Annotated in this window: 22 protein-coding genes; 14 read left to right on the forward strand and 8 right to left on the reverse strand. The window is 40.3% G+C overall.

Features of this window, described 5'->3' with window-relative positions; translation table 11 throughout:
• Positions 1–3: 3 nt before the first annotated feature.
• On the reverse strand, positions 4–303 hold the full coding sequence (locus PASHI_RS11400; protein ID WP_054562386.1) for an isoamylase early set domain-containing protein: 300 nt from the start codon (positions 301–303) through the stop codon (positions 4–6).
• A 1,291-nt stretch (positions 304–1,594) separates the two neighbouring features.
• Between PASHI_RS11400 and PASHI_RS11405 the strand changes: the two genes are divergently transcribed.
• On the forward strand, positions 1,595–3,418 hold the full coding sequence (locus PASHI_RS11405) for a putative bifunctional diguanylate cyclase/phosphodiesterase (RefSeq protein WP_425272498.1): 1,824 nt from the start codon (positions 1,595–1,597) through the stop codon (positions 3,416–3,418).
• A 42-nt stretch (positions 3,419–3,460) separates the two neighbouring features.
• The gene (locus PASHI_RS11410; RefSeq protein WP_062565693.1) at positions 3,461–4,384 is read left to right on the forward strand and encodes a hypothetical protein; all 924 of its coding nucleotides are present in this window, start codon (positions 3,461–3,463) and stop codon (positions 4,382–4,384) included.
• On the opposite strand, the gene PASHI_RS11415 is transcribed toward PASHI_RS11410, so the two are convergent.
• Positions 4,378–5,541, reverse strand: coding sequence for a hypothetical protein (locus tag PASHI_RS11415; RefSeq protein ID WP_062565694.1), 1,164 nt, complete (start codon positions 5,539–5,541; stop codon positions 4,378–4,380). The two genes, PASHI_RS11410 and PASHI_RS11415, sit on opposite strands and share 7 nt — an antisense overlap.
• Before the next feature lie 71 nt (positions 5,542–5,612).
• Complete coding sequence (locus PASHI_RS11420) at positions 5,613–6,041, reverse strand: Lrp/AsnC family transcriptional regulator (protein WP_054554593.1); 429 nt, start codon at positions 6,039–6,041, stop codon at positions 5,613–5,615.
• A gap of 204 nt (positions 6,042–6,245) precedes the next feature.
• Here PASHI_RS11420 and PASHI_RS11425 point away from each other — a divergent pair, with 204 nt between their 5' ends.
• The 6 genes from PASHI_RS11425 (at position 6,246) to PASHI_RS11450 (ending at position 13,263) form a co-directional block, all read left to right on the forward strand.
• Complete coding sequence (locus PASHI_RS11425) at positions 6,246–7,451, forward strand: aspartate aminotransferase family protein (protein ID WP_062565695.1); 1,206 nt, start codon at positions 6,246–6,248, stop codon at positions 7,449–7,451.
• 46 nt (positions 7,452–7,497) lie between these two features.
• Positions 7,498–8,532, forward strand: a complete 1,035-nt coding sequence (gene astA / locus PASHI_RS11430) for an arginine N-succinyltransferase (RefSeq protein ID WP_062565696.1) — start codon at positions 7,498–7,500, stop codon at positions 8,530–8,532.
• Positions 8,533–8,550: 18 nt separating this feature from the next.
• Positions 8,551–10,023: a succinylglutamate-semialdehyde dehydrogenase gene (astD, locus tag PASHI_RS11435; protein ID WP_062565697.1), complete on the forward strand. Its 1,473-nt coding sequence runs from the start codon at positions 8,551–8,553 to the stop codon at positions 10,021–10,023.
• A gap of 40 nt (positions 10,024–10,063) precedes the next feature.
• A complete protein-coding gene (locus PASHI_RS11440; RefSeq protein WP_055021080.1) occupies positions 10,064–10,867 on the forward strand; it encodes a DUF1338 domain-containing protein in 804 nt (267 codons plus the stop codon).
• 29 nt (positions 10,868–10,896) lie between these two features.
• A complete protein-coding gene (locus PASHI_RS11445; RefSeq protein ID WP_062565698.1) occupies positions 10,897–11,787 on the forward strand; it encodes a transporter substrate-binding domain-containing protein in 891 nt (296 codons plus the stop codon).
• A gap of 258 nt (positions 11,788–12,045) precedes the next feature.
• The gene (locus PASHI_RS11450; protein ID WP_062565699.1) at positions 12,046–13,263 is read left to right on the forward strand and encodes a type III PLP-dependent enzyme; all 1,218 of its coding nucleotides are present in this window, start codon (positions 12,046–12,048) and stop codon (positions 13,261–13,263) included.
• A gap of 90 nt (positions 13,264–13,353) precedes the next feature.
• On the opposite strand, the gene PASHI_RS11455 is transcribed toward PASHI_RS11450, so the two are convergent.
• Positions 13,354–14,634: a flavohemoglobin expression-modulating QEGLA motif protein gene (locus PASHI_RS11455; protein WP_062565700.1), complete on the reverse strand. Its 1,281-nt coding sequence runs from the start codon at positions 14,632–14,634 to the stop codon at positions 13,354–13,356.
• Positions 14,635–14,713: 79 nt separating this feature from the next.
• Positions 14,714–15,580: a TlpA family protein disulfide reductase gene (locus tag PASHI_RS11460; protein WP_062565701.1), complete on the reverse strand. Its 867-nt coding sequence runs from the start codon at positions 15,578–15,580 to the stop codon at positions 14,714–14,716.
• 201 nt (positions 15,581–15,781) lie between these two features.
• Between PASHI_RS11460 and PASHI_RS11465 the strand changes: the two genes are divergently transcribed.
• The 6 genes from PASHI_RS11465 (at position 15,782) to PASHI_RS11490 (ending at position 21,448) form a co-directional block, all read left to right on the forward strand.
• The gene (locus PASHI_RS11465) at positions 15,782–16,042 is read left to right on the forward strand and encodes a DUF3081 domain-containing protein (RefSeq protein WP_054554528.1); all 261 of its coding nucleotides are present in this window, start codon (positions 15,782–15,784) and stop codon (positions 16,040–16,042) included.
• A gap of 7 nt (positions 16,043–16,049) precedes the next feature.
• Positions 16,050–16,349, forward strand: coding sequence for a hypothetical protein (locus PASHI_RS11470; protein ID WP_062565702.1), 300 nt, complete (start codon positions 16,050–16,052; stop codon positions 16,347–16,349).
• A gap of 77 nt (positions 16,350–16,426) precedes the next feature.
• Positions 16,427–18,022: an AbgT family transporter gene (locus PASHI_RS11475; protein WP_062565703.1), complete on the forward strand. Its 1,596-nt coding sequence runs from the start codon at positions 16,427–16,429 to the stop codon at positions 18,020–18,022.
• Between the two features lie 112 nt (positions 18,023–18,134).
• Positions 18,135–19,100 (forward strand): Solitary outer membrane autotransporter beta-barrel domain, encoded by a 966-nt coding sequence (locus tag PASHI_RS11480; protein WP_062565704.1) that lies wholly within the window; start codon positions 18,135–18,137, stop codon positions 19,098–19,100.
• A 73-nt stretch (positions 19,101–19,173) separates the two neighbouring features.
• Positions 19,174–20,910 carry an amidohydrolase gene (locus tag PASHI_RS11485; protein ID WP_062565705.1) on the forward strand — a complete coding sequence of 579 codons (1,737 nt, stop codon included), beginning with the start codon at positions 19,174–19,176 and terminating at the stop codon, positions 20,908–20,910.
• Positions 20,911–20,929: 19 nt separating this feature from the next.
• Positions 20,930–21,448, forward strand: a complete 519-nt coding sequence (locus tag PASHI_RS11490) for a protein tyrosine phosphatase family protein (RefSeq protein WP_062565706.1) — start codon at positions 20,930–20,932, stop codon at positions 21,446–21,448.
• A gap of 18 nt (positions 21,449–21,466) precedes the next feature.
• Here PASHI_RS11490 and PASHI_RS11495 read toward each other — a convergent pair whose 3' ends face one another.
• The 3 genes from PASHI_RS11495 to PASHI_RS11505 all read right to left on the reverse strand — a co-directional run bounded on the left by PASHI_RS11495 (position 21,467) and on the right by PASHI_RS11505 (position 25,754).
• Positions 21,467–21,973 (reverse strand): Sbal_3080 family lipoprotein, encoded by a 507-nt coding sequence (locus tag PASHI_RS11495; protein ID WP_062565707.1) that lies wholly within the window; start codon positions 21,971–21,973, stop codon positions 21,467–21,469.
• A 24-nt stretch (positions 21,974–21,997) separates the two neighbouring features.
• Positions 21,998–24,244, reverse strand: a complete 2,247-nt coding sequence (locus PASHI_RS11500; RefSeq protein ID WP_062565708.1) for a carbohydrate binding family 9 domain-containing protein — start codon at positions 24,242–24,244, stop codon at positions 21,998–22,000.
• Positions 24,245–24,452: 208 nt separating this feature from the next.
• Positions 24,453–25,754, reverse strand: a complete 1,302-nt coding sequence (locus tag PASHI_RS11505; RefSeq protein ID WP_062565709.1) for a DEAD/DEAH box helicase — start codon at positions 25,752–25,754, stop codon at positions 24,453–24,455.
• Positions 25,755–25,811 lie beyond the last annotated feature (57 nt).

The raw sequence follows: 25,811 nt of genomic DNA on the forward strand, positions 1-25,811 counted from the left end.
TACCTAAGCGCGTTGGGTATTAACAATGCTGTTATCAGTACCAAAACCGTTAGGAATATAACCATCTGCTTGGTGGTCATTGTCCCATGTTTCGCCATTGATTAAGTAACGGAAGTGAAATTCTTGATCAAGCGGTAAGCGCTGCTTGCATTTGAATACTTGTTCTTTTTTATTAAACTTCATTGGCACTGGCTGCCAATCTGTGAACTCTGCAACTAATTGCACATCATCAGCATCAGGGTGTTGAAATTCAAAGGTAACTTCTGTTTCGTCTTTAGTTTTAAAAAAACGTTTACTTAGCATAGTGGGCTCCAATTCAACCAATTGGTAAATTAATCCTTGCCACAGTACCGCATTCAACGACTCATTCAGCGGAAGCTGTGCGTTTCAGGTTTCTAAACTTGCTTACTAAAACATCAAGTTTGAATCTAGTAAACCAAACCTATATTTACGCATTATGACAGTGCATCTGTATGTTTTTCGCACCACCATAGTGCATAAAACACACAAAAACTACAACAATCATATTGCTGTATTATTACGAGCAATAACTGAACCAAGTTGATAATAAAATATACTTTATTTTCAGTACCTTTTTTATCAACCCTATTCGCAACTTATAAAAAAATAGATAACAATTTAGATTGGGTAAAGTGAATAAAATTGAAGTGAAAAGTTAGAGCAATCATACTAAAATAAACACAACTTCGTTCGTCAAAAATACACTGCCAACAATTTATAAAAACAAGACAAAACAGATTTACACCGTACATCCTCGTTAAATAAATTAACAAACAAGATGGTAATAAAATCTTTATTTTTGACTGATTTTTAATTTTTTATCACATGAAAAATGATAAAACGCAACGCAAATTTAATTTTATAAACCAGACGCTAATCCCGCACTACCCAATTAACGTTTTTAAAAATTATCTCAGTGCATATACAAACACAATAAGTAGAAAAGCGTAAATTCGAACGGACTACCAATCCCTGAAAGCATTAACAGTGCTGCTTTTCAGTAATGTTATAACCACTTTTTCTGACCACAAGAATAGCTAGGTTAAAACTAGCAGGCCACATCAAAAGTTGGTATATAACATTTAATAATTAACAATCAGCCGAAAAAATAATAAATTCCACACATGGCGAGAAGAGATAATAAAATAAATACTAAGTGGTGACTTATTGTTTAGCTAAACAATAACCATAAATATTATTAGTATGAAAGTATCTAAGCATTTTTATCGTACCAGTGCTAAAGTTTGCTCGATGAATAGCAACAATGCAGTATAAAAGTAAGACTTCAATTAACTAGCATAAGAAAAACATTTTAGAGTATTAACACTAATGACTATGAATTTTCACATTCTATACTCATCCATGCCCCAAAGTATGAGAAAGGTTTTGTCTAATCTAGATACAAACAATATACTCGATGTATTAACTGGTGAGGTTTTATTGTAAAACAAAGACACCACAATGGTAGTAATGTATGGCCAATGCTCTTCGAACTTTATCAATAAGTATTATAACTTTAATAGCTTTTATATATGGCTTAAATATCTTCTTGACTAAACAGGTCAATGATTTGATGTACGCGCCAAAAGGCTTAGAACTACATACCTTCCAAGGTACAGATGTTACAGTGGTAACAGCTCCTTGGTATAACCTCGTGTTAAGTGGCCAGCATTTAGTTTACGATAATAATATTTCTTATATTGTTATTAATACAACAAATGAGTCAGTCGTAACCGCGATGACTTCGGATCTTATACTCACTACATTATTCTCACCGGTAAACATTATCATTTTAATCTTGTTAGCATTAGCCATCAGTTGGTTAGTTAACTTAAGATTTCAAAATAATCATGAGAAATACACTCTCAAGATGCTCAATACTAAAGCAATTGAATTACTCAACAGCCTAAACTTAGCCAGTGAATCAGGTATAAACAAGCATACACAGCTTGAACAGTTACAAGTTAACTTTCAAACACTTACAACCCATATAACTAATTACACACGTGAATCTGAAGTCAGTATTTATCAAGATAAGTTAACCCACCTTATTGACCGACATGCCTATATAGAACACCTTGCCAAACAATTGAGACTTGCTGAGATGGATAAATTCAGCTGTGCTTTACTATTTATAGATTTAGATGGATTCAAACAAGTAAATGACTCTTTTGGTCACAGTTTTGGTGACGATGTGTTAATTCAAGTAGCAACACGCTTGAGCAGTGTTTTACGCCATCATAAAATAAGTAATATTTCCCCAATTAGTCAATTAGAACAAAACTTAGCACGCCTTGGTGGTGATGAGTTCTCTATTTTCATTAACTTAAAAGATGATAAAGACAAAGCATTAGAGGTTGCACAAAATGTGCTGCACGAAATCGAACGTGATTTTGTCTTAGGTAACAAGCTAATCAAAATTAGCGCTAGTATAGGTATAGCGGTTTACCCAGATAGTGCATCCACCCCACAAGCATTACTGCAGATGGCTGATGTTGCCATGTATCGAGCCAAAACAGATGGTCGTGGAATTTTTAAAGTCTATTCTCCTGAAATGGGTAAAAAGATTAGGCGCTATCATTACTTGCTAGAAGAAATGCGTCTTGCTATTGCTAGCAGCAGTTTTCATTTGTCTTTTCAACCTATTGTACATGTAGATGATTGTGCCATTGACTACTTCGAAGCGTTAGTTCGCTGGGATCACCCTGTTGAAGGCTCAATCACGCCTGATGAGTTTATCCCCATTGCTGAAGAGTCTAATCTGATACTAGAACTTGGTGATTGGATCATGCTGGAATCATGTAGGCAAATGTCTGCTTGGTATAATGCGGGGATGAAGAAAGTATCTATTTCTGTGAATATATCCGGCGTGCAATTAAAACATTACGATATTTATGAGTGGGTCATGGAGAAGCTTGCCAAAACGGGGCTGCCTGCAAAAGCGCTGATGCTAGAAATAACCGAATCAACCTTAATCAAAGCAAGCAACAAGATTATTCAATCGTTAGAAAAACTCAGAAGCGAAGGGATCACCATTGCGATTGATGATTTTGGTACCGGTTTTAGCTCGTTAAGTACTCTTGCAGACTTACCTATCGATGTGATCAAACTTGATAAACTGTTTGTTGCGCAAGCTAACGACAACCTTAAATACAATGAAATAATGCACTCTGTCAGTGAACTTGGCCGAAAACTCGGCCTTAAAGTTGTCGCCGAAGGAGTTGAAGAACTCGCTCAATTTGAACTAGTTAAATCGATGGGCATAAACAGTGTTCAAGGCTACCTAGTGAGCCACCCTGAGTCGTCTGTTAATGTTGGCCATAAAGTATTGCAAGATAACATTAACTTTATGTCTGTTACTGGAACAGGGGTTTGGAATATACAGCAACCGCTTTAGTAAGTTATACTAACGACATTATTCAAAGCCATTCCCTTGTTAATGTTAAAAAAAAGCTTACTTACAGTTTTTATCTTATCAGTCACCATCATTGGATTATTGGTCGGCTCTTCTATTTATACCCTTTACAGCAAAAAACGTTTAACGGTAGACCCAAAACTGAGAGAAATCTCCGGTATCGAATTTGATAAGTTCAATCGACTCTGGGCTATTAATGACAGCGGTGACGAGCCAAAACTTTACCGTCTTAATGAAGATGGCTCTATAGCAAAAGAAATTTTGGTAACCAATGCTAAAAACATTGACTGGGAAGATATGACACAAAACAAATTTGGTCACTTTTTCTTGGGCGACTTTGGCAATAATAAAAACGACAGAAAATGGTTAACTATTTATAAAATAGAAAACCCTATCGATATCAAAAGCGACACCACAGAAGCAGAGATAATCAAGTTCACTTATCCTGAAATGGACGGCAGCCCAATCCAACCAGATCAACGTAACTTTGATTTGGAGGCCTTTGTAGCCCTTGGCCGACACCTCTATTTATTTACTAAAAATCGCACTGAGCCATTTGATGGTATTACAAAAGTGTATAAAGTTGGCGATCATGCGGCTAACTTTGATGCACAATTAATAGATTCGTTTCAAACTTGCACCACAATGGAAAAACTTTGTTGGATCACTTCTGCGGCTCTAAGCCCTGATAGAACCAAGTTAGTTCTACTAGATTCAACCAGCATTTGGTTATTTGAAAACTACCAAGGCGATAAGTTTTTTTCCGGAGATGTATCTCGTATTGATCTCGGGATCGTAACGCAAAAAGAAGCAATCACTTTTTACGATGACAACACAATTGTTTTTACAGACGAAGAGTTTAAAGGCATTGGCGGTAATGCCTATGTTATAAAGCTCGATGAAGTCGAAAAGAAAGTCATTCGCAAAGCGCCCAAAACCAATCAATGACTAAGTGCGTTATTAGAGAGCGCTTTTTCGATATCTACACCTAATATCAGCACTCCCATGTGCTGATTTTCCTTATCAAATATGGGCACACTAAACTGTACCTGAAAGTGTTTAGTCGATTCATCAAACTCCACTGTATCAATGTAATAGTCATCATCTTGCTGGTACATATTTAAAAATTTGGCTTCATCACCCTGCCAATAGTCAGTTGTGACTTCACTAATAATGACATTTTTACCTTGTTTATCGCTGACAATTATTTCTGTAATAACACCTAGCATCTGCTTTTGCCATACTTGTAAGAATTGTGAACCTTCAAGTTTTAAGTAGCGCTCTGCCAGTATAGATGTATTGTCACGGACTTGTTGTGCCCACTGATGATCAAGCTGTTCGAGATCTTGCTGTGCGAGTGGTTGCTGATTACTTTTAATTACTGCTTGCTGCACCTGTTCTGAATTCGCTAATTGCTTTATTTTTTCTAAAAGCCCTTGCACTAAAGTAAGTTTTTCAATTTTTGACAACACAAAAGGGCTTTGTGAGCAGCTACTTATGTGGCTGTTAAAGGTTTTTAAAAACTCAGGAAACTCCTCGAGTGTTTTATTTGCTGCAAATAAACCCAAAGGTACGTAACGATAGAATGTTTGAGTATATTCATCCGGCTTTATCTGTAACTGCACAGCATTGAATTCAAACTCTTCTAAATCAAGCAAAATTCTATCTACCCGCTGCTTTTTAAATACTTTTATAAGCTCTTGGGTGGTATTGACTTCGACTTCAATTTTCCGATTAGTTAATTGATACCAATCCGCCTGATGACTCCCTCTTACTACGCCATAACGAAGATCGTGTTCGGCTATTGAAGCTGAATCTGCATGGGTAAACCAGTACCAGTTTTCTAAAAACATCGGGGCAGAAAGCTCACCATACTCTTGCATTTGCGATAACAGGTTTGCGGTAAAGTAACCATCGAGCCGATTTAGCTGCACTTCCCTTTTAGCCCTTAACCAAGGTAACTTCTGCAAGTGAAATGGCACATTGATTTGCTTGAAAATACATTCAACATGCGTAATTGCGTTGTGTGGTGCGTTAATTGGTAAGTTAGTACCTAACTGAAAAGGCTGAGCTACAGTGAGTGACAGCAATAATGAAGCAAGCATCAATACAAGCCTAAATAACTAACGAGTAACAGTTATTATAGACAAAAGAAGCGGTTTTACCTGATTAAGGGTTAACGCTTAAACTTTGTCTCTAAAATCACAGACGACGTTGTTCGCTCTACGCCATCTAAGTTACCTATGTCATCTAATAGGTGACTTAACTTTTCAAGGTTTTGCGCTTGCACAACAGCAATCAAATCAAATTCACCACTAATTGCATAGAGCTGTGAAATAGCATCAATCTGCTTTAGTTCAAGATTCGTTTTGGTGGTCAGTTTTTGTTTCACTTTAATCGAAACGTGGGCCGATACCATTTGGCTCAAATAGGCGTCACCATAGTCTACGCTGTAGCCTTTGATCACACCTGTTTCTTCTAATTTCAACATTCTGCTTTGAACAGTTGAGCGCGATAAATTAAGCGCTCTCGCTAGGTCAGAAATACTCGCACGCGCGTTGGTTCTTAAGATAGCTAATAGTTTTTCATCTTGTGAAGTTATCACTTTGACTACTCTTTTCGTTAATTTGCTTTTTATTTTAGTCATTTTTCACAAAATAGCACTGCAAATTTAAGTCCCTAACCCAGATAATAAGAAAAATAGATAAGAAAAATAATCTCATCGTGCTTAATTAGGCAGGAACGGCTTAACTGACCTATTTTTTGCAATTTAACTTTTTTCATACTAAGCCAGATTTAGGTGCAATAAATGCAAGTAACAAGAGAACTTTTTAACGACGTAATGGTACCAAACTACAACCCATCAGAGGTGATTCCTGTTCGCGGTGAAGGCTCACGTGTTTGGGATCAAAACGGTAAAGAATTTATCGATTTTGCAGGTGGTATTGCCGTTAATTGTTTAGGCCATTGTCACCCAGCTCTTGTCAATGCCCTAAAAGAGCAAGGCGAAAAAATTTGGCACTTATCAAACGTAATGACAAACGAGCCTGCACTTCGCTTAGCTAAAAAGTTAACTGACGCTACATTTGCAGATAAAGTATATTTTGCAAACTCAGGTGCAGAAGCTAACGAAGCGGCATTAAAATTAGCGCGTCGCTGGGCATTAGATGTACACGGCGAGCAAAAGAACCAAATCATCGCGTTTAACAAAGGTTTCCACGGTCGTACATTCTTCACTGTTACCGTAGGTGGTCAAGCTGCTTACTCAGATGGTTTCGGTCCTAAGCCTGCTGCAATCGATCACTGTGACTATAACGATTTAGCGGCGTTTGAAGCACTTATCAGCGACAACACGTGTGCTGTGATGATGGAGCCATTACAAGGCGAAGGCGGTATCATTTCGCCAACGAACGAATTTATTAAAGGTGTTCGCGCGTTATGCGACAAACACAATGCTTTACTTATTTTTGATGAAGTACAAACAGGTGTTGGCCGTACAGGTGATTTATACGCATACCAAGGTTTAGATGTAACACCAGACATCCTAACTACAGCAAAAGCGCTAGGCGGTGGTTTCCCAATTGGCGCGATGATCACAACAACTAGCATTGCAGAGCATTTAAAAGTAGGCACACATGGTTCAACTTACGGTGGTAACCCACTTGCATGTGCTGTAGCAGAAGCGGCTTTTGATACTGTGAATAGCGAAGAAGTACTTGCTGGTGTTAAAGAGCGTGAACAACTTTTACGCGATGGCTTTGCAGCAATCAACGAAAAATACGACGTATTTAGTGAAGTACGTGGTAAAGGTCTATTATTAGGTGCGGTTCTTAACAGCAAATTCGAAGGCCGTGCACGTGACTTCCTAGTAGCAAGCACTAAACACGGTTTAATGAGCCTTGTTGCTGGTACAAACGTTGTGCGCTTTACGCCATCTTTAGTTATTCCATTAGAGGATATCAAAGAAGGTTTAGCTCGCTTTGAAAAAGCGGTTGCAGACGTTGTAAACGGTTAATCCTAGTTGGCGCATGCTCAAAGCATGCGCCATTGGAGTGCACTTAATGCAAGTATTACGTCCTATAACAGCAAATGATTTTGCTGCGTTAAAACAAATTGCTGTTGAATCTGGTCATGGTTTTACCTCGTTACCGGTTGATGACAATTTACTACAAGAAAAAATTGAACGCGCTGAACGCAGTTTTGCAAAAGATATTAATAAACCACAAGACGAAACCTACTTATTTGTATTAGAAGACAGTGAAACGGGTGACGTTATCGGCACAACGGCTATCGAAGCTGCCGTGGGTATGTCGGTTCCTTTGTATCATTACCACCAAGGTAAAACTGTTCACCATTCACCTACTCTCAACGTATATAACACGGTTGATATTCTGAGTATGTGTAATGACTACACAGGTTGCTCTGAGATTTGTACCTTGTTCTTACGGGAGCAAAATCGCAAAGGCTTAACAGGTCGCTTTTTATCACGTTCTCGCTTTTTATTTATGGCCCAACACAGCGAACGTTTTGCTGACACCATTATCGCAGAAATGCGTGGTGTGAGTGATGAAGACGGTCACTCGCCTTTCTGGCAGTGGTTACAAGAGCACTTTTTTAGTATTGAGTTCCCACAAGCTGATCACTTAGTGGGTTTAGGCGATAAAGTCTTCATCAGCGAGTTAATGCCTAAGTACCCTATTTATGCCAACTTACTGAGCAAAAAAGCCCAAGCTGTGATTGGTAAGGTTCATGAAAAAACCAAGCCTGCGCTTAAACTTTTGGAAAAAGAAGGGTTTGAGCACCGTGGTTATGTTGACCTATTCGATGCAGGGCCAACGGTTGAAGCAAAGCTTGGCAATATTCGCAGTGTCCGTGAGTCACAAGTGTGCCCTATCAGCATTGGTGAGCTTGCGCATATCAATGAGCAAAGCTCAGATACATTAGCTATTTGCAACCAAGGCGTGAATGACTTTAGAGCCACATTCACCAAACATGCTCATTACAACCACGCTAAGCACACATTAATCGTCAGCCAAGAAGTGGCAGATGCACTTAAATTAAAACAAGGGGATGCAGCACGGTTCTTCCGTTTGTAACCACTTAAGGAGTTTAAAATGAGTGTAACAACTCAACTTATTGCTAACCAATGGCAAGCAGGCCTTGGTCATGATTTTAGTTCAATCAACCCAAGTAATGGCGAGGTTGTTTGGCAAGGTAAAACAGCCACGGCTGAACAAGTCGCCGATGCAATTAAAGCAGCTCGTAATGCGCAGCTAGGCTGGGCTGATATGACTCTTGAAGAGCGTATCGTTATTCTTGAAAACTTTGTAGCAGAGCTTAAAGAGCATAGCGAAGAGTTTGCAACGATCATCGCCCGTGAAACAGGTAAACCGCTTTGGGAAACACGTACCGAAGTAGGTGCAATGACGGGTAAAATCGCCATTTCGGTCAGAGCCTATAACGAACGTACGGGTACCACAGAAAATCCAATGCCTGGCGCTAAAGCGTTTATTCGTCATAAGCCACATGGTGTTGTTGCGGTGTTTGGTCCTTACAACTTCCCGGGTCACTTACCAAATGGCCATATTGTGCCAGCTATTTTAGCGGGTAATACAGTTGTATTTAAGCCATCAGAACTAACGCCTCATGTTGCTGAGTTCACCTTAAAGCTTTGGCTAAAAGCAGGCTTACCATCCGGTGTCATCAACCTTGTTCAAGGTGAAGTTGACACAGGTATTGCTTTGGCATCTCACCAAGATATCGATGGCTTATTCTTTACGGGTAGCTCAAATACAGGTCACCTATTACATAAGCAATTTGCAGGTCATCCAGGTAAAATCTTAGCGCTAGAGATGGGCGGTAATAACCCACTGATCGTAAAAGATGTCGCAGATGTAAGTGCGGCTGTTCACGACATTATCCAGTCTGGTTTCATTACGTCTGGCCAACGTTGTACCTGTTCTCGTCGTTTATTCATCGAGAACTCGGCAAATGGCGATGCAATTTTAGAAAAATTAATTGCTGCAACAAAAAACATCAAAGTAGCCGACAGCTTTAGCGAAGATCAACCGTTCATGGGTGCAATGATCAGCGAAAAAGCGGCTTTAGGTATGGTTGCAGCTCAGCAGCAGTTACTTGATATGGGAGCAACCTCTCTTGTCGAACTTAAGCATCTTGAACCGGGTACTGGTTTTGTAAGCCCGGGTATTATTGATGTAACGGCTGTTAAAGATATGCCTGATGAAGAGCACTTCGGTCCTCTTATCAAGGTTTATCGCTACACAGATTTCGATAGCGCGATTAATGAAGCAAATAACACCTCATTTGGTTTATCTGCTGGTTTATTAAGTGATGATAGCGATGACTACCAACATTTCTTAAAACGTATTCGTGCCGGTATCGTTAACTGGAACCGACCAATTACAGGCGCATCAAGCGCTGCACCGTTTGGTGGTATTGGTGCTAGTGGTAACCACAGAGCGAGCGCTTATTACGCTGCTGACTACTGTGCTTACCCTGTTGCTTCTGTTGAAGCCGAAAAAGTTAACTTACCACAGACCCTTGCGCCGGGCTTAATTATTGAATAATTGTTTGGCGGCCTCGCCGCCTTAATTGAAGGAATTAAACATGCACACAGATGTAAACGCCCTATTTGAAAACCTATGGGACAACTATTTATCAGTTACGCCATCGGCGGTAAAAGTACATGAGTTACTTGGCTCTACACAAAAAGATGACGTGATTAACGATCACATCGCACTGCGTACTTTTAACCATGAGAAAATCGGTTTAGAGAAACTAGCTGCGCACTTTTTAGCAGTTGGCTACAAAGAATGCGGCGAGTACCATTTCGAAGCGAAAAAACTATACGCAAAGCACTTCGAACATTCAGATCCTAAGCAACCTAAAGTTTTCATTTCTGAATTACTTGTTGAGCAATGCTCAGAAGAATTACAAGCTATCGTTAACGACATGGTTGAACAGATTGACGAAGACGCTGTAACAGCGGATAATTTCCTATATTCAGGTACGCACTGGCAAGTAAGTTCAGACACTTACAAAAAGCTGCTAGCAGAAAGCGAATACGCTGCATGGATGTCAGCATGGGGTTACCGTGCTAATCACTTTACTGTGAGCATCAATGAATTGGCTAAATTCGATGATATCGAAAGTGTAAACCAAGCACTTAAAGATGCAGGTTTTGCGCTAAATACATCTGGCGGTGAAATCAAAGGTTCACCAGAAGTATTACTTGAGCAATCTTCGACTCTTGCTGATGACAGCGAAGTTGAGTTTAGCGATGGTGTTGTTGCTGTACCGAGTTGTTTTTATGAGTTCGCTCTGCGTTATGCAAAACCAGATGGCGAGCTATACACAGGTTTTGTGGCAGCATCAGCTGACAAAATTTTTGAGAGCACCAATGCTCGATAAGTAAGTTATATTTTAATACTCAGGTCATTATGAAAAAACTAGCGTTTAACTATCAAAAAAATCGTTTTTTTTATCAAATGGCTTGGGTATTTAACCTTCCTTTAGTACTTGTTGTAACCTTTATTAGTATAACTGTTAAAGCCAATGAAAAGAGTTCTTTAACTATTCTAACTCCTTCCTATTTTGCGAATGAGTATGACGAAAAGAACATAAATCAACACTTTTATAAAGTGATTGAACCTGCGTTAAGTGATGAATTTCAGCTAAGTGTCCAATTAACTAATCACGCTCGGTTAATGAAACGCCTAGCAAGCGAAAAAACGAGTTGTACTTACAATGCGATTAAGACACCCGAACGAGCTAAAAACATGTTGTTTTCAAACGTGCCTACGTATATGCACATGCAAAGACAACTGTTCGCTTTAAAACCGAATATCGAGAACCTTCCATCTTCTGCATCCGTTGAAAGCCTTTTAGCAAATAAACAAATTTTTGGTGTTATAGGCTCTACAAGCTACCAACAACTGGACCCTATTTTTGACAAGCATAATACGAAAATAGCCCGTATTTATGGTGAAAACCCGTTTTTACAATTAAGTAAGTTACTACTAAATCGACGTATTGATTATATCGTCGCGTATCGAGAGTCTTTATATTCGCACCTAGACGCGCAGCAATTAAAATTGCTCAGCTCACGAACGATAAAAGAATACCCTCAATTTATTAATGGCTTTTTTACCTGCAGTAAAACCGCGGCGGGTTATCGTGCCATTGCACTTATCGATGAATATATGAAAAGTGCAGAAATGGCTGCCTATATTCAGCAATTACACAACCAAAGTAATCACCCAGATGACGCAAAAGCCATGCTCAACATTTATACACAAAGCTATGGAATACGCTTCGAAAACAGTGACTAAGCCAACTCGATTTGCTGTACAAAAATAACTCGAAATATTATAAAAAAATACTTGCGCAAATAAAAAAGCAGATCTATTATCTCGCCGCTTCTTGATGATAGCCAATCCGAGTACATTACAAACTCTGTTTGTAGCAAGGCGATAGAGCAACTATCCAAGAGTGTATTTGATTGCACAGAACATACTGTGCGCTTAATAACACTCAACTGACTCGGACTTCCATTTTTCCGAGCAGTTGCTTAATTGCCGGAGAGTAAAATGGCTATTTCACCACTTACACAAGACTTAACAATCAAAGTACCTGCAGCGTCGGTTGCTGCAAACGAACCAGTCGCACAACCATCAAACCAATTTATTGAGCAACTTGTTGCACAACATGGCGCGCCATTAATGGTGCTAGATTGTGAATCAGTTCGTCATCAATACCGTGCATTAAGCCGTGCTTTACCTGGCGTTGCTTTACACTTTGCATTAAAACCACTGCCTCATCCAGCGGTTGTTCGTACGCTTTTAGAAGAAGGTGCCAGCTTTGATTTAGCAACCAGCGGTGAAATTGACTTAGTCGCCAGCCAAGGCGTACCAAGTGACCGTACGATTCACACGCACCCAATCAAACGTGATCGTGATATTCGTGATGCACTTGAATACGGTTGCAATGTGTTTGTGGTAGATAACATCAACGAACTAGAAAAGTTCATTGCATACAAAGACCAGGTTGAGTTACTTGTTCGCTTAAGTTTTCGTAATGCGGAAGCTTTCGCAGATTTATCGAAAAAATTTGGTTGCAGCCCAGCAATGGCCATTGAAATCATTAGCTACGCGCAACAATTAGGTATTCGTATCAAAGGGTTGTCGTTCCATGTTGGCTCGCAAACAGCAAGCCCAGCTAAATATGTCACTGCTATTGCTGCATGTAACCAAGTGATTAACGACGTAGCCACATTAGGATTACCAGCGCTTAGTACGCTTGATATTGGCGGTGGTTTCCCAGTGCCTTACAACAAAGACGTGCTGCCAATTGATGAGTTTTGTGCGCCTATTAATGATGCCTTAGCACAGTTACCAGAGACAGTTCGCGTAATTGCTGAACCAGGTCGCTTTATTGTAGCCAGTGCTGTAACCAGTGTTGCATCAGTAATGGGTCAAGCAGTTCGTGATGGCAAGCCTTGGTACTATTTAGATGATGGTATTTACGGCTCATTCAGTGGTTTATTGTTCGATGAAGCCTCGTACCCTATCGACTCGTTAAAGCAATCAAACGAGCGCGTAGAGTCAGTATTAGCAGGCCCAACTTGCGATAGCATCGACTTAGTAAGTGAGTCAATCATGCTACCAAAATTAAACAATGGTGATTTAATCATCAGCCGTATGATGGGTGCTTACACATTAGCAACCGCAACAGATTTTAACTTCTTCAAACGTGCAGAAGTTATCGTACTGAATGATGTAGTGCAGGTTGACGCACTCACCGGTTAATCGTTTCCTCGACTAAAAGCATGTAAGGCAACATGCTTTAACTCTTAAAATGCAGCTGCTCATTCCAGCTGCATTTTTTTATATATTTATTCAAATAAAGAGTGGTTTATAGTCGTTTTCTAATTGCTCAAACGACAAGTTACCGATAAAACGGCCAAAGCTTAGCCAGGTTGCTAGGCCTCGTAAGTCTTTAAAGTGTGGCGGAATAAATTTAGGGTCTTCAATCACACCTAAATCATGTAATTGCGATATCAGTCTAAAATCATCAATTGAGATTTTACCGACCAATAACAAGTGCAATTGATCAATTCGACCTAACTGAATGGCAACCCGAATAAGGTTATACACCAACACGAAACCTTTGATGTAGGCGATATCTTTGGTAAAAGGTAAGCCTGTTGCTGTACTGCCTCTAAACACCCGCTGAGTAAGCGTATAACTGTCGTCTTTACTCAAACCTTGCGCTACATAATCACGATAAATATCAACGAACTCCGCGCCATCAATAACCTTAGTAATACCTTGAATACGGTTCACTAATTTTGCTAAACGTCGTGGCGTCGACTTTAAAGTAATAATTTCGGTTAAGACAGCAAGGCCCTCTTGGGTCACTGTAGAGCTCGGTGTGCCTTTACTTAAACAGGTTAAATAGGGCTGAGCAAGACCGTTTTGCGTGGTCCCCACATGAATCCAGCCTTCATGCACCTCTAGAATATCTAGCTCTCTTTGAGAGAATTTAACATCTTGATTAAGTTTAATATTATTTGCACCTGCCGCAGCATCACTCACAATACCGTCGCTCAGAATAACCTCAACATCGATACCCGGCATCGTTTGAGCCACTTGTGATGCTAGAATTTTCACTGCATCTTGTGCATCTATGTTTTTTGGATCATCCGGTAAAATATCCGCATCAAGCATACTCTTTAGCGGCTGCTCAAGCATGGTTGCAAGCTCAGAAAGTGAAGGCTCCCCTGCATGGAATAAATCCTTGGGATGACCGAACAACTCAACTGACAAATCATGAAATTCAGGGGTACCACGATACTCAATCATACTGAGTACTGTTTTATATTCAGTGCACATCTTGCTCATGTATTGGGCAATTGGGTTTAGCTGCCCTAACTGGCTGATGATATCGCGATTTAAATCAGAAAACGCGCGGCGCAACTCGCTTGGTACAAAACCAAGATCACGCTGTTGGTAATAGGCTTGATCAACCGTTGGGTTCTTTTGGCATTTATGCTTAAAAAACTCTTCTTTGATTTGTTTATCCCAGTTGATCGCATCAAGAATACGAATGGGTGTTTGCAATGCGATTAATCGGTCAGATAACTCGCGTGTTTTTGCTAATAATGCCTTATCTATCATGCTCTAGGCTCACTGTTAAATGAGCCTTGAGCATAGGCTAAATTTGCATAATTACAAAGTAAAATTAAGCGGTTTTGAGCTAAAATTTAGCATGCTTAGAAACTAATTTTCCATCGTTGTAGAGAAGTAAACTGGGTACTGAATTAATGCCATTTTCGATAAATAAATCATTACCATAATCGATTGAAACCGGCATAGTTGCAGAGAATTTATCAACATATTCTTGCACTGCACTTTGATCAGTCCACAGCTGACTCACTTTAACCTCGACATCAATTCCTTGCTCTGCCAGCTTATTAATGTGTTGCTGCGCTAGTACACACTGTTTTGCCATTGCAGGGCGCGTGTCGGCTAAGTACCAGTCGCACCACGTAGCGGTGAACAGCACGGCTTTTTTACCTTTGTTCGGAATTACCAAAGGAGTCGCTTGGCCTTGCTTTTCGCCTAGTAAACGCGCTTTATCAACTTTGCCATTGTGTGATAACAAACGTAATGTGTTATCAAGCGGTTTATCTGCTTCGTGGCCCTGAAAAATCACCTTTTTATCACTATCAATCAACACATGAAACGGGGTGCCCATAAATTCATAATGTTTAGCAACCTGGGCTGTGTGATCAGTAAATAGTGGCATAGTGAGTGAAAAACGCTCTTTAACCTTAGCAACAGCGTCTGCGTCATCATTAAGGTCAATATTAATAGCCACAAATTGAATTTTATCGCCATATTGCTCATATGCATGCTGAAAATGTGGCATTTGCTCCATACATGGCTTGCACCAAGTCGCCCAAAACTTTAAGTAAACGGGTTTTTCGCCCAAGTAACTGTGAAGTTTGACTATTTTCCCTGCTTCATTTTCTAAAACCAAAGGGGCTGTATTTGCCGATGTGCTTTGGCTTACAAGCAACAAGCCTGTTAGTAGTATCAGGGGTATAAACTTATATTTCATTGTGTGTCCCTAAAATAAAATCTATCTTAAGTTTAAGGTAAGAGAAAATATTGTAAATTTTCGACATCTGCTATCTAAATGTGATTTTAGTGATTTATCGCAAAGTAAGGTTATAAAAACACACAGCACGTTTAATACCTGCATAAAATAACACTAAACTTTTTATAGATCTGAAACGTATTACTTCAAAAAGGAGTCATCATGAAAAATGAGCTAGACGGTAAATTAATTCTATCTGTGTATGAAAAAATCATTCAACACGGTGAAGATCATGAAGATGGAAAGCTTTATGAGGGTATTTGCGCTTTTTCGGATATCGATGGTTATACGGTATATCTAAAAGGCAGTGGTGTGTTACTGCGCTTTGGCTTTCATAATACTTACCACCTTGACTATCAACATGAAAAGAACAAAGAAGACTTTTTAAAGAAAGTGCTTTATATCGCAGAACAGGAACTGTAAAGAAGTAATGAAACGACGGGTAAAAGCTGAATCAAAGCAACAGCAGGCATTTATCAACCAAGTTATTAATGAACTAAAAACTAACCCAAGTAAGTTAGATATTATTCGCGAAAACCTTAGCTACTATCGCGAACAACAGTTCCTCAAGCGTGGCTTTTTGCTTGCTATTGAGCGCTTTGATTGGGTATTTGAAGCAAGTAACGATGTAGATCAAATCTGTGCGCAAATTTTAGCCGATGATTACATTGGCAAACGTTTGCGCCTATACCCCTTGCTATATAAGGGCGTATTGGAACGTACCTATTAGATATCCCACCGCTAAAATATGATCTGTTCGGTAAAAAATGCTAGGTTAGCGCCATTTTGAAATAATGAGAACTGGACATGTCAAAAACTATAAACTCTCACAACACCCATGAGGGTGGCAATAATGGGTTGTTTAACCGATTTTTAGCCACTGTTGAATTTTTGGGTAATATGCTACCCCACCCTATCACTTTATTTGCAATGTTCTGCGTTGCCATTATAGTTTTTAGCGGCATTGCCGATTGGTATGGTTTAAGTGCTATCGACCCACGCCCAGAAGGCGCTGCAGGTCGAGACCCTGATGGTGTTATTGAAGTTGTCAGCCTACTTAGTGCCGAAGGCCTGCAGCGCATCGTTACAGGCCTTGTTACGAACTTCACCAGCTTTGCACCACTTGGTACGGTACTGGTTGCTTTATTAGGTGTGAGTGTTGCAGAGCACTCTGGTTTACTCTCTGCTGCTATGCGCGGCATGGTAATGGGCGCATCTAAGCGTTTAGTTACTTTTATGGTGGTGTTTGCTGCGATTTTATCAAATACGGCATCAGAACTTGGCTACGTCGTACTAATTCCATTAGCAGCCATGATATTCCACAGCCTTGGTCGTCACCCTCTTGCCGGTCTTGCTGCGGCATTTGCTGGTGTTTCAGGTGGTTACAGTGCAAACTTATTGCTCGGCACCATTGACCCGCTACTTGCTGGTATCACCACACCTGCAGCACAAATGATTGATCCAAATTACCAAGTTGGCGCTGAAGCAAACTGGTATTTCATGATGATTTCAGTATTTCTAATCGCTACTCTAGGTACGTTAGTTACAGAGAAAATCGTTGAGCCTCGTCTTGGCAAGTACAACCCAGATGAAGCAAGCAATGATTTGCCAAAGAACGACATTGCAGGGCTAACTGATAAAGAAAAGTCAGGTCTTAAGTGGGCAGGTATTTCTCTGTTAGTGGTTTCATTATTACTTGCTTGGACAATTGTTCCTGAAGACGGCATTTTGCGTAACCCAGAAACAGGCCTTGTTGCACACTCGCCATTTTTAAAAGGCATTGTGGTCTTTATCTTTGTGACTTTCGGTATTCCGGGTTTTGTTTACGGCCGCGTTGTTGGCACGATGAAAAACGATAAAGATGTCATCGATGCCATGAGTAAAAGCATGAGCTCGATGGGGATGTATATTGTGCTGGTTTTCTTTGCAGCACAGTTCGTTGCTTTCTTTAAATGGACCAACCTAGGCACAATTTTAGCTATTAACGGCGCCGCTCTGTTACAAGCATTAAACCTTACTGGCCCAGAAGTATTTGTGCTCTTCATTTTAATGTGTGCTTTAGTAAACTTAAGCTTGGGCTCTTCATCTGCACAATGGGCTGTAACGGCACCTATCTTCGTGCCAATGTTAATGCTCATCGGCTATGCGCCAGAGACTATTCAAGCGGCGTACCGAATTGGTGACTCGGTAACTAACCTTATCACCCCAATGATGAGTTACTTTGGCTTGATACTGGCTGTTGCGACTAAGTATAAGAAAGACATGGGTATTGGTACATTGGTTGCGACCATGCTTCCATACAGCATGATCTTCTTTGTTGGTTGGGTTGCATTATTCTACTTATGGGTATTTGTTCTGGGCTTCCCAGTTGGCCCTGAATCACCGATTTACTATCAGCCTTAATCTTCTTAGAGAGGTAAAAAGCCAAGCATTAGCTTGGCTTTTTTGTACCTGAGATTGTTGAAAGCTAACTTTACGACTATTATTAAGACATTAATTTTTATTGTTATTTTATATGAAAAAGCTATTTAAGCTGTGGTTTCTATTGCACGCATTAAGTGTATTTAATTTATATGCCAATCCAACAAAGCAACTCGAAACCGCATTTGCAACGTCGTTAGTTTTAACGGATGGTGACAGTATTACTCTTGGGTTTGGTGATTTTGATCCACAAACACTGTTTGACCCGCAACATGCCAACAAAGATGAAGACAGTATCGCACTTAGGAAGGAGCTTAAACTCTACAGTATTCCTTACACTTGGCAGCTTGATGAGCCAATTTATCAGCACCAACTAAGTGTAACCAGCAGAATAAGTTATTTAAATCAATCAGATTTTATCTCACTGTATGAGAATGTCGCTGACGACTATATTTCAGAAACGGTGTATAACGGGATGCTCGGTTTTAATGCCGAAAAAGCACTTGGCTCTAAATGGTCATATCAATTTGGCTTTAATACTCACTACTTACATTACAACAATGACTATGAGTATAACTCTCCCGAGTCTAGGCGTAACTTTAAGCCTTTAGCTGAAAATCTTTACACCAACCTCAACAGTAATGCGCTGGTGTTAAACCCAAATGCGACCATGATCTACCGCTTACCTAGGCATTGGGGCTATTACGAGTACAAGCTTAACTTCAATTACTACTATGGATGGGCACTCTCTCACCCTGATGGGATAAGCAATGCAACACCCGAAACATGGCGCACACTTAATGGTATTAAAGCTAAATTTAACATGTTCAAAATCGGGGTTTTTGAGCAAGCTTTTTACATTAAAGGCCAGCGTATCGATTTAGGCGGCGATAGTCGCGTAGCATTTGAGACCGATCACTTTTATGAATATGGTATCGGCTTATTATGGGACAGTAGAAAGTGGACGTCATGGTTTGACAACTTTGGCATTGGTATCAACATTCACAACGGTAGTAGCCTCGATGGCGCAGCTATTGTCTTGTACTTTAACGAAATTTAATACTATTTTTTAAAGACAAAAATTTTAAACAGACTATATTCTTAGACATAGTTAAAATTCATGGAAGATTTATATGAAACATCACCTCGCAATCGCTTGTTCATTACTTGCCTTAACGGCTTGCGATAACCCCCCTGAACAAACAGTTAAAACCCTACCTCTGCAAGTGAGTGCTGCAGATACCATTTATTACGGTGGCGATATTCTTACAATGGCTGGCGATGAACCCGAGTATGCGCAGGCTATTGCTACCCAAGGTGACAAAATCATCTTTGTGGGTGATAAAACTAAAGCCCTTGAGCATAAGTTTGGCAAAACAAAGCTGATTGATTTGCAAGGCAAAACCTTAATGCCAGGCTTTGTTGATGGCCATAGCCATGTCTATGGTGTTGGTTTGCAAGCCATGGTAGCCAATGTATTACCTAGCCCAGATGGAGATGCCAATAGTGTTGAGCAAATCGTTAATATTCTTACCGCCGCACAAAATAACCCTGACTACACCACATTTATTGAAAAAACGGGTGCTATTTTAGGCTTTGGTTACGATGATGCTGAGCTTGATAGATACCCAACTAAAATGGACTTAGACCGCGTTAGCACCGAAAAGCCGGTCATTATCATTCATACCTCGGGTCACTTAAGTGTCGCAAACAGTAAAGCCTTAGCCATGGCGGGCATCGACGAAAACTCAGAAAACCCTAACGGCGGGCTAATTCGTCGTATGGCGAACTCACAAGAACCCAATGGGGTGCTCGAAGAAAATGCGCACTTTGGTTTACTGTTTAAGCTCATGCAGTCGTTTGATCCTGACTTACAAGATTTAATGCTGCAAGAAGGGCAAAAACTCTACACAAAATACGGCTACACCACAGCACAAGAAGGCCGAGCAACTCAAGAAGCCTATGATTCGATGGTAAGAGCATCCAAAGCCGATAAGTTCGTGATTGATGTGGTTGCCTATGCCGATATGGCCACCAGCAGCAGTTTTATGGACTCACCCTATAACAGTAAAAACTACACAAATCATTTTCGTATTGGTGGTGTAAAACTTAACTTTGATGGCTCACCACAAGGGAAAACCGCTTGGTTATCTCACCCATACTTAAAAGCACCTGAAGGACAAGAGCAAGGCTATGCAGGCTACCCTACTTTTAATGATGAACAAGCTTATCAGTATATTGAAACTGCCTTTGCCAATGACTGGCAAGTGATGACTCATGCAAATGGTGATGCCGCTATTGAGCAATTTTTAAATGCTGTTGAAAGTGCCAATAACAAGCTTGGTAAAAAAGACCGCCGCCCGGTACTTATTCATGGCCAAACTATTCGTCAAGATCAGGTAAACCGTCTTAAAGAATTAGGCATATTTCCATCGCTCTTCCCAATGCATACCTTTTATTGGGGCGACTGGCATGTAAATTCGGTGCTTGGTCACCCCCGTGCAGATTTTATTTCACCCACCCATGCGGTTCGCAAACAAGGATTAATGTTTAGCACCCATCATGATGCACCTGTAGCTCTGCCCAATGCACTGCGTGTATTAGATGCAACGGTTAACCGTACGACCCGTACAGACCAAGTATTAGGCCCAGATCAACGCGTTTCTGTGTATACTGCACTACAAGCAATGACGACATGGCCGGCTTATCAACACTTTGAAGAAAGCTTAAAAGGGCAATTAAAACAAGGGATGCAAGCAGATTTAATTATCCTTGATAACAATCCGTTGAAAATAAAGCCTGCAGAGCTACATAATTTACAAGTGCTAGAAACCATTAGCCGCGGTGAAACCGTCTACAGCAAAAACTAAACACTTTTCAAGGAGTAACATGAATAAGTTTATACAATTAGCCTGTGCTGCGCTGCTGTCATTTTCAGCGTTAGCAGCACAAACAGCTGCTACAAAACTGGATATTTTAAATCTTAAGGCGCAGTCTGAGCATGTGCTAACTTCTGGGCAGCCAAGTCAAACTGATTTTGCGAAATTAAAACAACTTGGTGTTGAGAACATTATCAACCTTCGTGGTGATAACGAAACGAATTGGTCTGAGCAAGAGTTAGTCACTGAGCTTGGTATGAACTATTACCATATTCCTGTGCAATCTAAAGCTGATATTACCATTGAAAATGCTACGAAACTTCAGGCTTTGCTCAATGAGCACCAACAGCAAACCACCTTACTGCACTGTGCGAGCAGCAACCGTGTCGGCGCTCTTGTAGCGCTATACAATGCCATAACCTTGAAAAAGCCAGTTGATGAAGCTGTTGAGATTGGTAAGCAATGGGGCTTAAAAAGCCTTGAAGGCGTGGTAAGAAGTAAAGTAAACGAAGAAGTTGGTCAGCTATAAGCTGACCAACATGCTGCTTTATATTGCCTTTTTCTGACTTTCTTGTTGTTTCTTAGCTTCAACTTGCTGAAACATCGAATCAACGAGCTCAATGATTTTTTCGTTCGCATCAATAAACTTATCTAAACCACCACCCGTGCGATAGCTTGCCTGAGCAATTGTTTCAGTTTGGTCAACATTAGTGACCCAAATATTGGCATATGCCATATAAAGGGCTAAATCCCAACGCCAGTTAGCAACATAAAACGCAACAGCATCACAACCATCTGTGTTAGCAGTTGAGATGTCTGTTTGATACGCTTGATGTTTCATAACATAGTTGGCTGGGATCACACGCGTTTTCACGTTATGTTTTGCAAAGCCTGATTGTAGTGATGTTACAACACCTTCTTTTACCGCTTGATGCTCTGCAATACACACGGTTTTTGGTTTTTCCGCTTCAAAACGACTTACATCTTGTTTCGCTGCACAACCCGCAAGTACAGTAGCTGCAACTGCAACAGCTGATATTTTTGCAATATTCATTATGATTTTCCTTTTTTATAATTTTTAAAGCTGCCATGCATAGCTTAGCTTAGTGAATAAGGTACGCTGATCTCGCTCAAGACTCTTCAACGAATCATCTTGATACCCTTTATCAGAATATCCTAAATAAAACAGTGTCTGCGAGTTAATCTTGTACGAATACACTAACTGACTGCCATAATCACGGTTAGTTTGGCTTACATCAAATCGATAAGCTTCGTTGTTTCGATCGACATCTTCAAACTGCAAAACGAGTTTCAGCATTGAACGCATATTAAATTTATAATAAACGCGTAGATCCGTTAAGTTAGCAGTATAAACACGCTCATTTTGCTCGTTATCTAGGTAGCTGTAGCTGTGCTCTAGTTGCACCTGCCAATGATCGTTTATATCCCATGTCATCTCAGGTTCAATGCGAACCATAGTACCTAAAGCTGCATTATTGTAATCAATTTTACTGCCATATTGAGCATACAATAAAAAGCTAATGTCACGAATGGGTCTAAAACCGCCGTAGATATAACCTATGTTTTGATTAAAAAACTCGCCAGCATAAAACTCATTACGATGGATAAAGCCAATTTCTGTTTGCGACTGCATCTTACCTTTAAAGGTAAAAAAGCCATCGTATTCTTCTTCGAGTAGGTCGCCATTTTGCGCCCATGTTTTATCCCACTCAACATTGTAGCTGTACTCTGTGATTGCATCATCAGCATCGCGATACCATGTTTGCCCACCACCTAATTGTACTTGCTCGTAATCAACTTTAGCTTGGTAACCTAAGTCTGAGCGGTATTCTTTACCTATATTTTCGTAATTAGCATAAACTTCGTAATCACGCTTAGTTCTTGTAAATTCAATAGCATAAGCTTGATCTGATTGATTTTTATCAATGCCATAATAATCAACTAAAAATTCTGAGTTAGTGGTATCTGTGCTTGCTACTTGATACTGCAAACTATCTGATTGATTAAACCAGTAACTACCATCTAAAGATAACACCGTATTATGATAATCATCATTTTCACGGTGCGTGCTCATCACACCAATTGTGCCTTTTTGGCCAATATCAAACTGATAACGCCCCGCTACTGCTTGCGTTTTATCTGCCAGATTAGCAAAGCCCGAACCTTGATTTGTCGGAAGTAAGACACTGGTATTCTGATCGTCAGCGTACATAAAGCCATAGCTGTGCGCGCCGGTTTTACCTGTTAATTTTAAACCCACATCAGGTTCAGCAATCATTCGCGTGTATAAAAGCTCTAGTTGGCTGGTATCAAAATAAGACGCCCCATCTAAAAAGAATGGGCGCTTTTCAGCATAATAAATTGAGTAAGTAGTATTTACATCAAGCTCAAGTGAATCTGCCTCGACCTGCGAAAAATCAGGGTTAATGGTGGCATTAATAACCGCATCTTGCGTCACCCCCCAACGTAAGTCCAAGCCCGCTTCAGTATCAATATCACCATTTTGCCAATCACCCGGCACTTTATCTTTGGTATCATGGCGAAGCGCAGTTAAAGTGGGCGTAAGCTGAATGTTTTGGCTTTCTGTCATGTTGGCAAAGCCTGTGAGTTTATCAAACTGGCAAAAGCTACATTTCACATCTCGGTCAAAACCAACATTCGACATTTGATAATACACATCACGCGGATAATTTCGCCAAACTGCAAAACTCCACGTCAACTCTGTTTGATCTTTTGGAAAGCGAAGTGCAGTGAATGGAATACGCATTTCAACCACATAACCGTCGTCGGTAATTTGCCCTGCACTATCCCAAATGGCATCCCATGATGGATCTTCCACCCAATCATCAATATCCGTCATGCGCATATCGCCTTGCGCACCCAGTGGGTTTACATAAAACTCATAGCCGGTTCGTTCATCATTGAAGGTATCAATCATCAAGGCAACATTGTCGTCTTGCCAAAGCGTATCACGATCTCGAAGGGCGGCACGAATTTGAGAAGGGTCATTATCTTTTGCAATAAAACCAACATACAAGTATTTACCATCTTCATACATGTAGGCATCGGTTTGTACGAGCGGCGTGCCTTTTTCGGTTGGCTCATTCTGATATTTTAATGGTACTTTTGTGGCGTATTGCCAATGCGACTCATCCATCACACCATCAACGCTAATAGACTCTTTAATATGGGCAAGGGAGAACTCTGCTTTATCAAATGCATTGGCAGAAAAAGGCATACAGGCAACACTAAGTAAAAAAGTAGGGGCGACTATTTTATTTATTATTCTTTTTAAGTACTGCATAAACATCCATTTAGACACTGACGCGCTAGAAACGCTACTTGACTGATTTCAAAGCGATTGTAATTCAGTAAGGTACATTTGTTAATCTAATTTTCAGTTTTGTGTCATAAAATTTAACAAAATACTCCATTTGTACTAATAAAAGAGCCAAAAAAGCCCCATTGCCAAACAGCAATGGGGCTTTTCATACGTTTGTTATCGAAACCTATTACTTTTTAAGGCTTAATTTATTGCCTTTCAAAGATTTGCGAACATTTGCGATTCGTGAACGGTTCTTTGCACGCGCTTCACCCGTTGCCTGACCCGAAGCCTTATTTGTACGGCTACGACGTAAGTGCGACGGCTTCTTACCAATTTTATCAATCAGTACTTCACGGCTGCTTACTTCGTAACCTGGTAAAACAACACGCTTGATGCGCTGTCCGATTAGCTTTTCGATATCGAATAAAGTGTTTTCTTCTTCACGGCTGACAAACGAAATTGCTTGACCCGGCTTACCAGCACGACCTGTACGGCCGATACGATGCACGTAGTCTTCTGCAAGCCAAGGTAGATCGATGTTGATCACACGTGGCAACCCTTCAATATCAATACCACGAGCAGCTACTTCAGTTGCGACCAGCACGCGAACTTTACCTTCTTTAAACTCGCGTAAAGCGCGGCGGCGGTTACCTTGGGTTTTATCACCATGACAAACAACAGCAGGAATACCATCAAGGTTAAGCTCTTTTACAAGCTCATCGGCAGTTTCTTTCATGTTTACGAAAACAAGTACCTGCTGCCAGTTTTTCTTACCTATCAATTCAGATAAAAGCTCTTGCTTACGGCGCTCTTCAACTGGATAAACAACGTGTTGCACTGTTTCTGCGGTACTGTTGGTTTGATCTACACGAATAATTTCAGGCTGCTTTAGTACTTTACTCGCAAATTGTTTAATTGCCGCCGGGAAAGTGGCAGAGAACAATAAGATTTGACGCGCTTCATCACAGCCATTAATAACCGTTTGCATATCGCTGATAAAGCCCATGTCTAGCATACGGTCAGCTTCATCAAGCACTAAATGCTTAACATTAGCTAAGCTGATGTTACCTAAACGAAGATGATCAAGTAAGCGCCCTGGCGTTGCAACTACGATATCGACACCTGCTTTCAAATCGTTAGCTTGACCCGCTAGATTAATACCACCAAACAAACACACTGTTTTGAGTTCGGTGTATTTTGCAAACGCTTTAAAATTATTGGCGATTTGCTCAGCTAACTCGCGGGTAGGTGCAAGCACTAATGCACTTGGTGCATTATTTTCACTAACCGCTGATTCTGATAATTTTTGGATAAGTGGTAAAGCAAATGCAGCGGTTTTACCCGTGCCTGTTTGCGCACTAACAAGTACGTCTTTGCCTTTTCTTACCGCAGGAATTGCACTACGTTGAACGGGAGTAAGCGTTTCGAAATTAAGCTCTTCTAATGCCTGTAAAAGCTCAGAAGAAAAACTAAATGATTTAAAATTCATGCTGTATAACCTGCGGCCATCATATCAAGGGTCGCAAATTATACAGAAAAAAAATGA

Origin of the sequence: Pseudoalteromonas shioyasakiensis, from assembly GCF_001550135.1 — a bacterium.
GTDB lineage: Bacteria > Pseudomonadota > Gammaproteobacteria > Enterobacterales > Alteromonadaceae > Pseudoalteromonas > Pseudoalteromonas shioyasakiensis.

Bases quoted from the DNA above. Each gene is read 5' to 3' on its own strand.
- PASHI_RS11400 (WP_054562386.1), bottom strand. From the start codon at position 303: ATGCTAAGTAAACGTTTTTTTAAAACTAAAGACGAAACAGAAGTTACC.
- PASHI_RS11405 (WP_425272498.1), top strand. From the start codon at position 1,595: ATGTACGCGCCAAAAGGCTTAGAACTACATACCTTCCAAGGTACAGAT.
- PASHI_RS11410 (WP_062565693.1), top strand. From the start codon at position 3,461: ATGTTAAAAAAAAGCTTACTTACAGTTTTTATCTTATCAGTCACCATC.
- PASHI_RS11415 (WP_062565694.1), bottom strand. From the start codon at position 5,541: ATGCTTGCTTCATTATTGCTGTCACTCACTGTAGCTCAGCCTTTTCAG.
- PASHI_RS11425 (WP_062565695.1), top strand. From the start codon at position 6,246: ATGCAAGTAACAAGAGAACTTTTTAACGACGTAATGGTACCAAACTAC.
- astA (WP_062565696.1), top strand. From the start codon at position 7,498: ATGCAAGTATTACGTCCTATAACAGCAAATGATTTTGCTGCGTTAAAA.
- astD (WP_062565697.1), top strand. From the start codon at position 8,551: ATGAGTGTAACAACTCAACTTATTGCTAACCAATGGCAAGCAGGCCTT.
- PASHI_RS11440 (WP_055021080.1), top strand. From the start codon at position 10,064: ATGCACACAGATGTAAACGCCCTATTTGAAAACCTATGGGACAACTAT.
- PASHI_RS11445 (WP_062565698.1), top strand. From the start codon at position 10,897: ATGAAAAAACTAGCGTTTAACTATCAAAAAAATCGTTTTTTTTATCAA.
- PASHI_RS11450 (WP_062565699.1), top strand. From the start codon at position 12,046: ATGGCTATTTCACCACTTACACAAGACTTAACAATCAAAGTACCTGCA.
- PASHI_RS11455 (WP_062565700.1), bottom strand. From the start codon at position 14,634: ATGATAGATAAGGCATTATTAGCAAAAACACGCGAGTTATCTGACCGA.
- PASHI_RS11460 (WP_062565701.1), bottom strand. From the start codon at position 15,580: ATGAAATATAAGTTTATACCCCTGATACTACTAACAGGCTTGTTGCTT.
- PASHI_RS11465 (WP_054554528.1), top strand. From the start codon at position 15,782: ATGAAAAATGAGCTAGACGGTAAATTAATTCTATCTGTGTATGAAAAA.
- PASHI_RS11470 (WP_062565702.1), top strand. From the start codon at position 16,050: ATGAAACGACGGGTAAAAGCTGAATCAAAGCAACAGCAGGCATTTATC.
- PASHI_RS11475 (WP_062565703.1), top strand. From the start codon at position 16,427: ATGTCAAAAACTATAAACTCTCACAACACCCATGAGGGTGGCAATAAT.
- PASHI_RS11480 (WP_062565704.1), top strand. From the start codon at position 18,135: ATGAAAAAGCTATTTAAGCTGTGGTTTCTATTGCACGCATTAAGTGTA.
- PASHI_RS11485 (WP_062565705.1), top strand. From the start codon at position 19,174: ATGAAACATCACCTCGCAATCGCTTGTTCATTACTTGCCTTAACGGCT.
- PASHI_RS11490 (WP_062565706.1), top strand. From the start codon at position 20,930: ATGAATAAGTTTATACAATTAGCCTGTGCTGCGCTGCTGTCATTTTCA.
- PASHI_RS11495 (WP_062565707.1), bottom strand. From the start codon at position 21,973: ATGAATATTGCAAAAATATCAGCTGTTGCAGTTGCAGCTACTGTACTT.
- PASHI_RS11500 (WP_062565708.1), bottom strand. From the start codon at position 24,244: ATGCAGTACTTAAAAAGAATAATAAATAAAATAGTCGCCCCTACTTTT.
- PASHI_RS11505 (WP_062565709.1), bottom strand. From the start codon at position 25,754: ATGAATTTTAAATCATTTAGTTTTTCTTCTGAGCTTTTACAGGCATTA.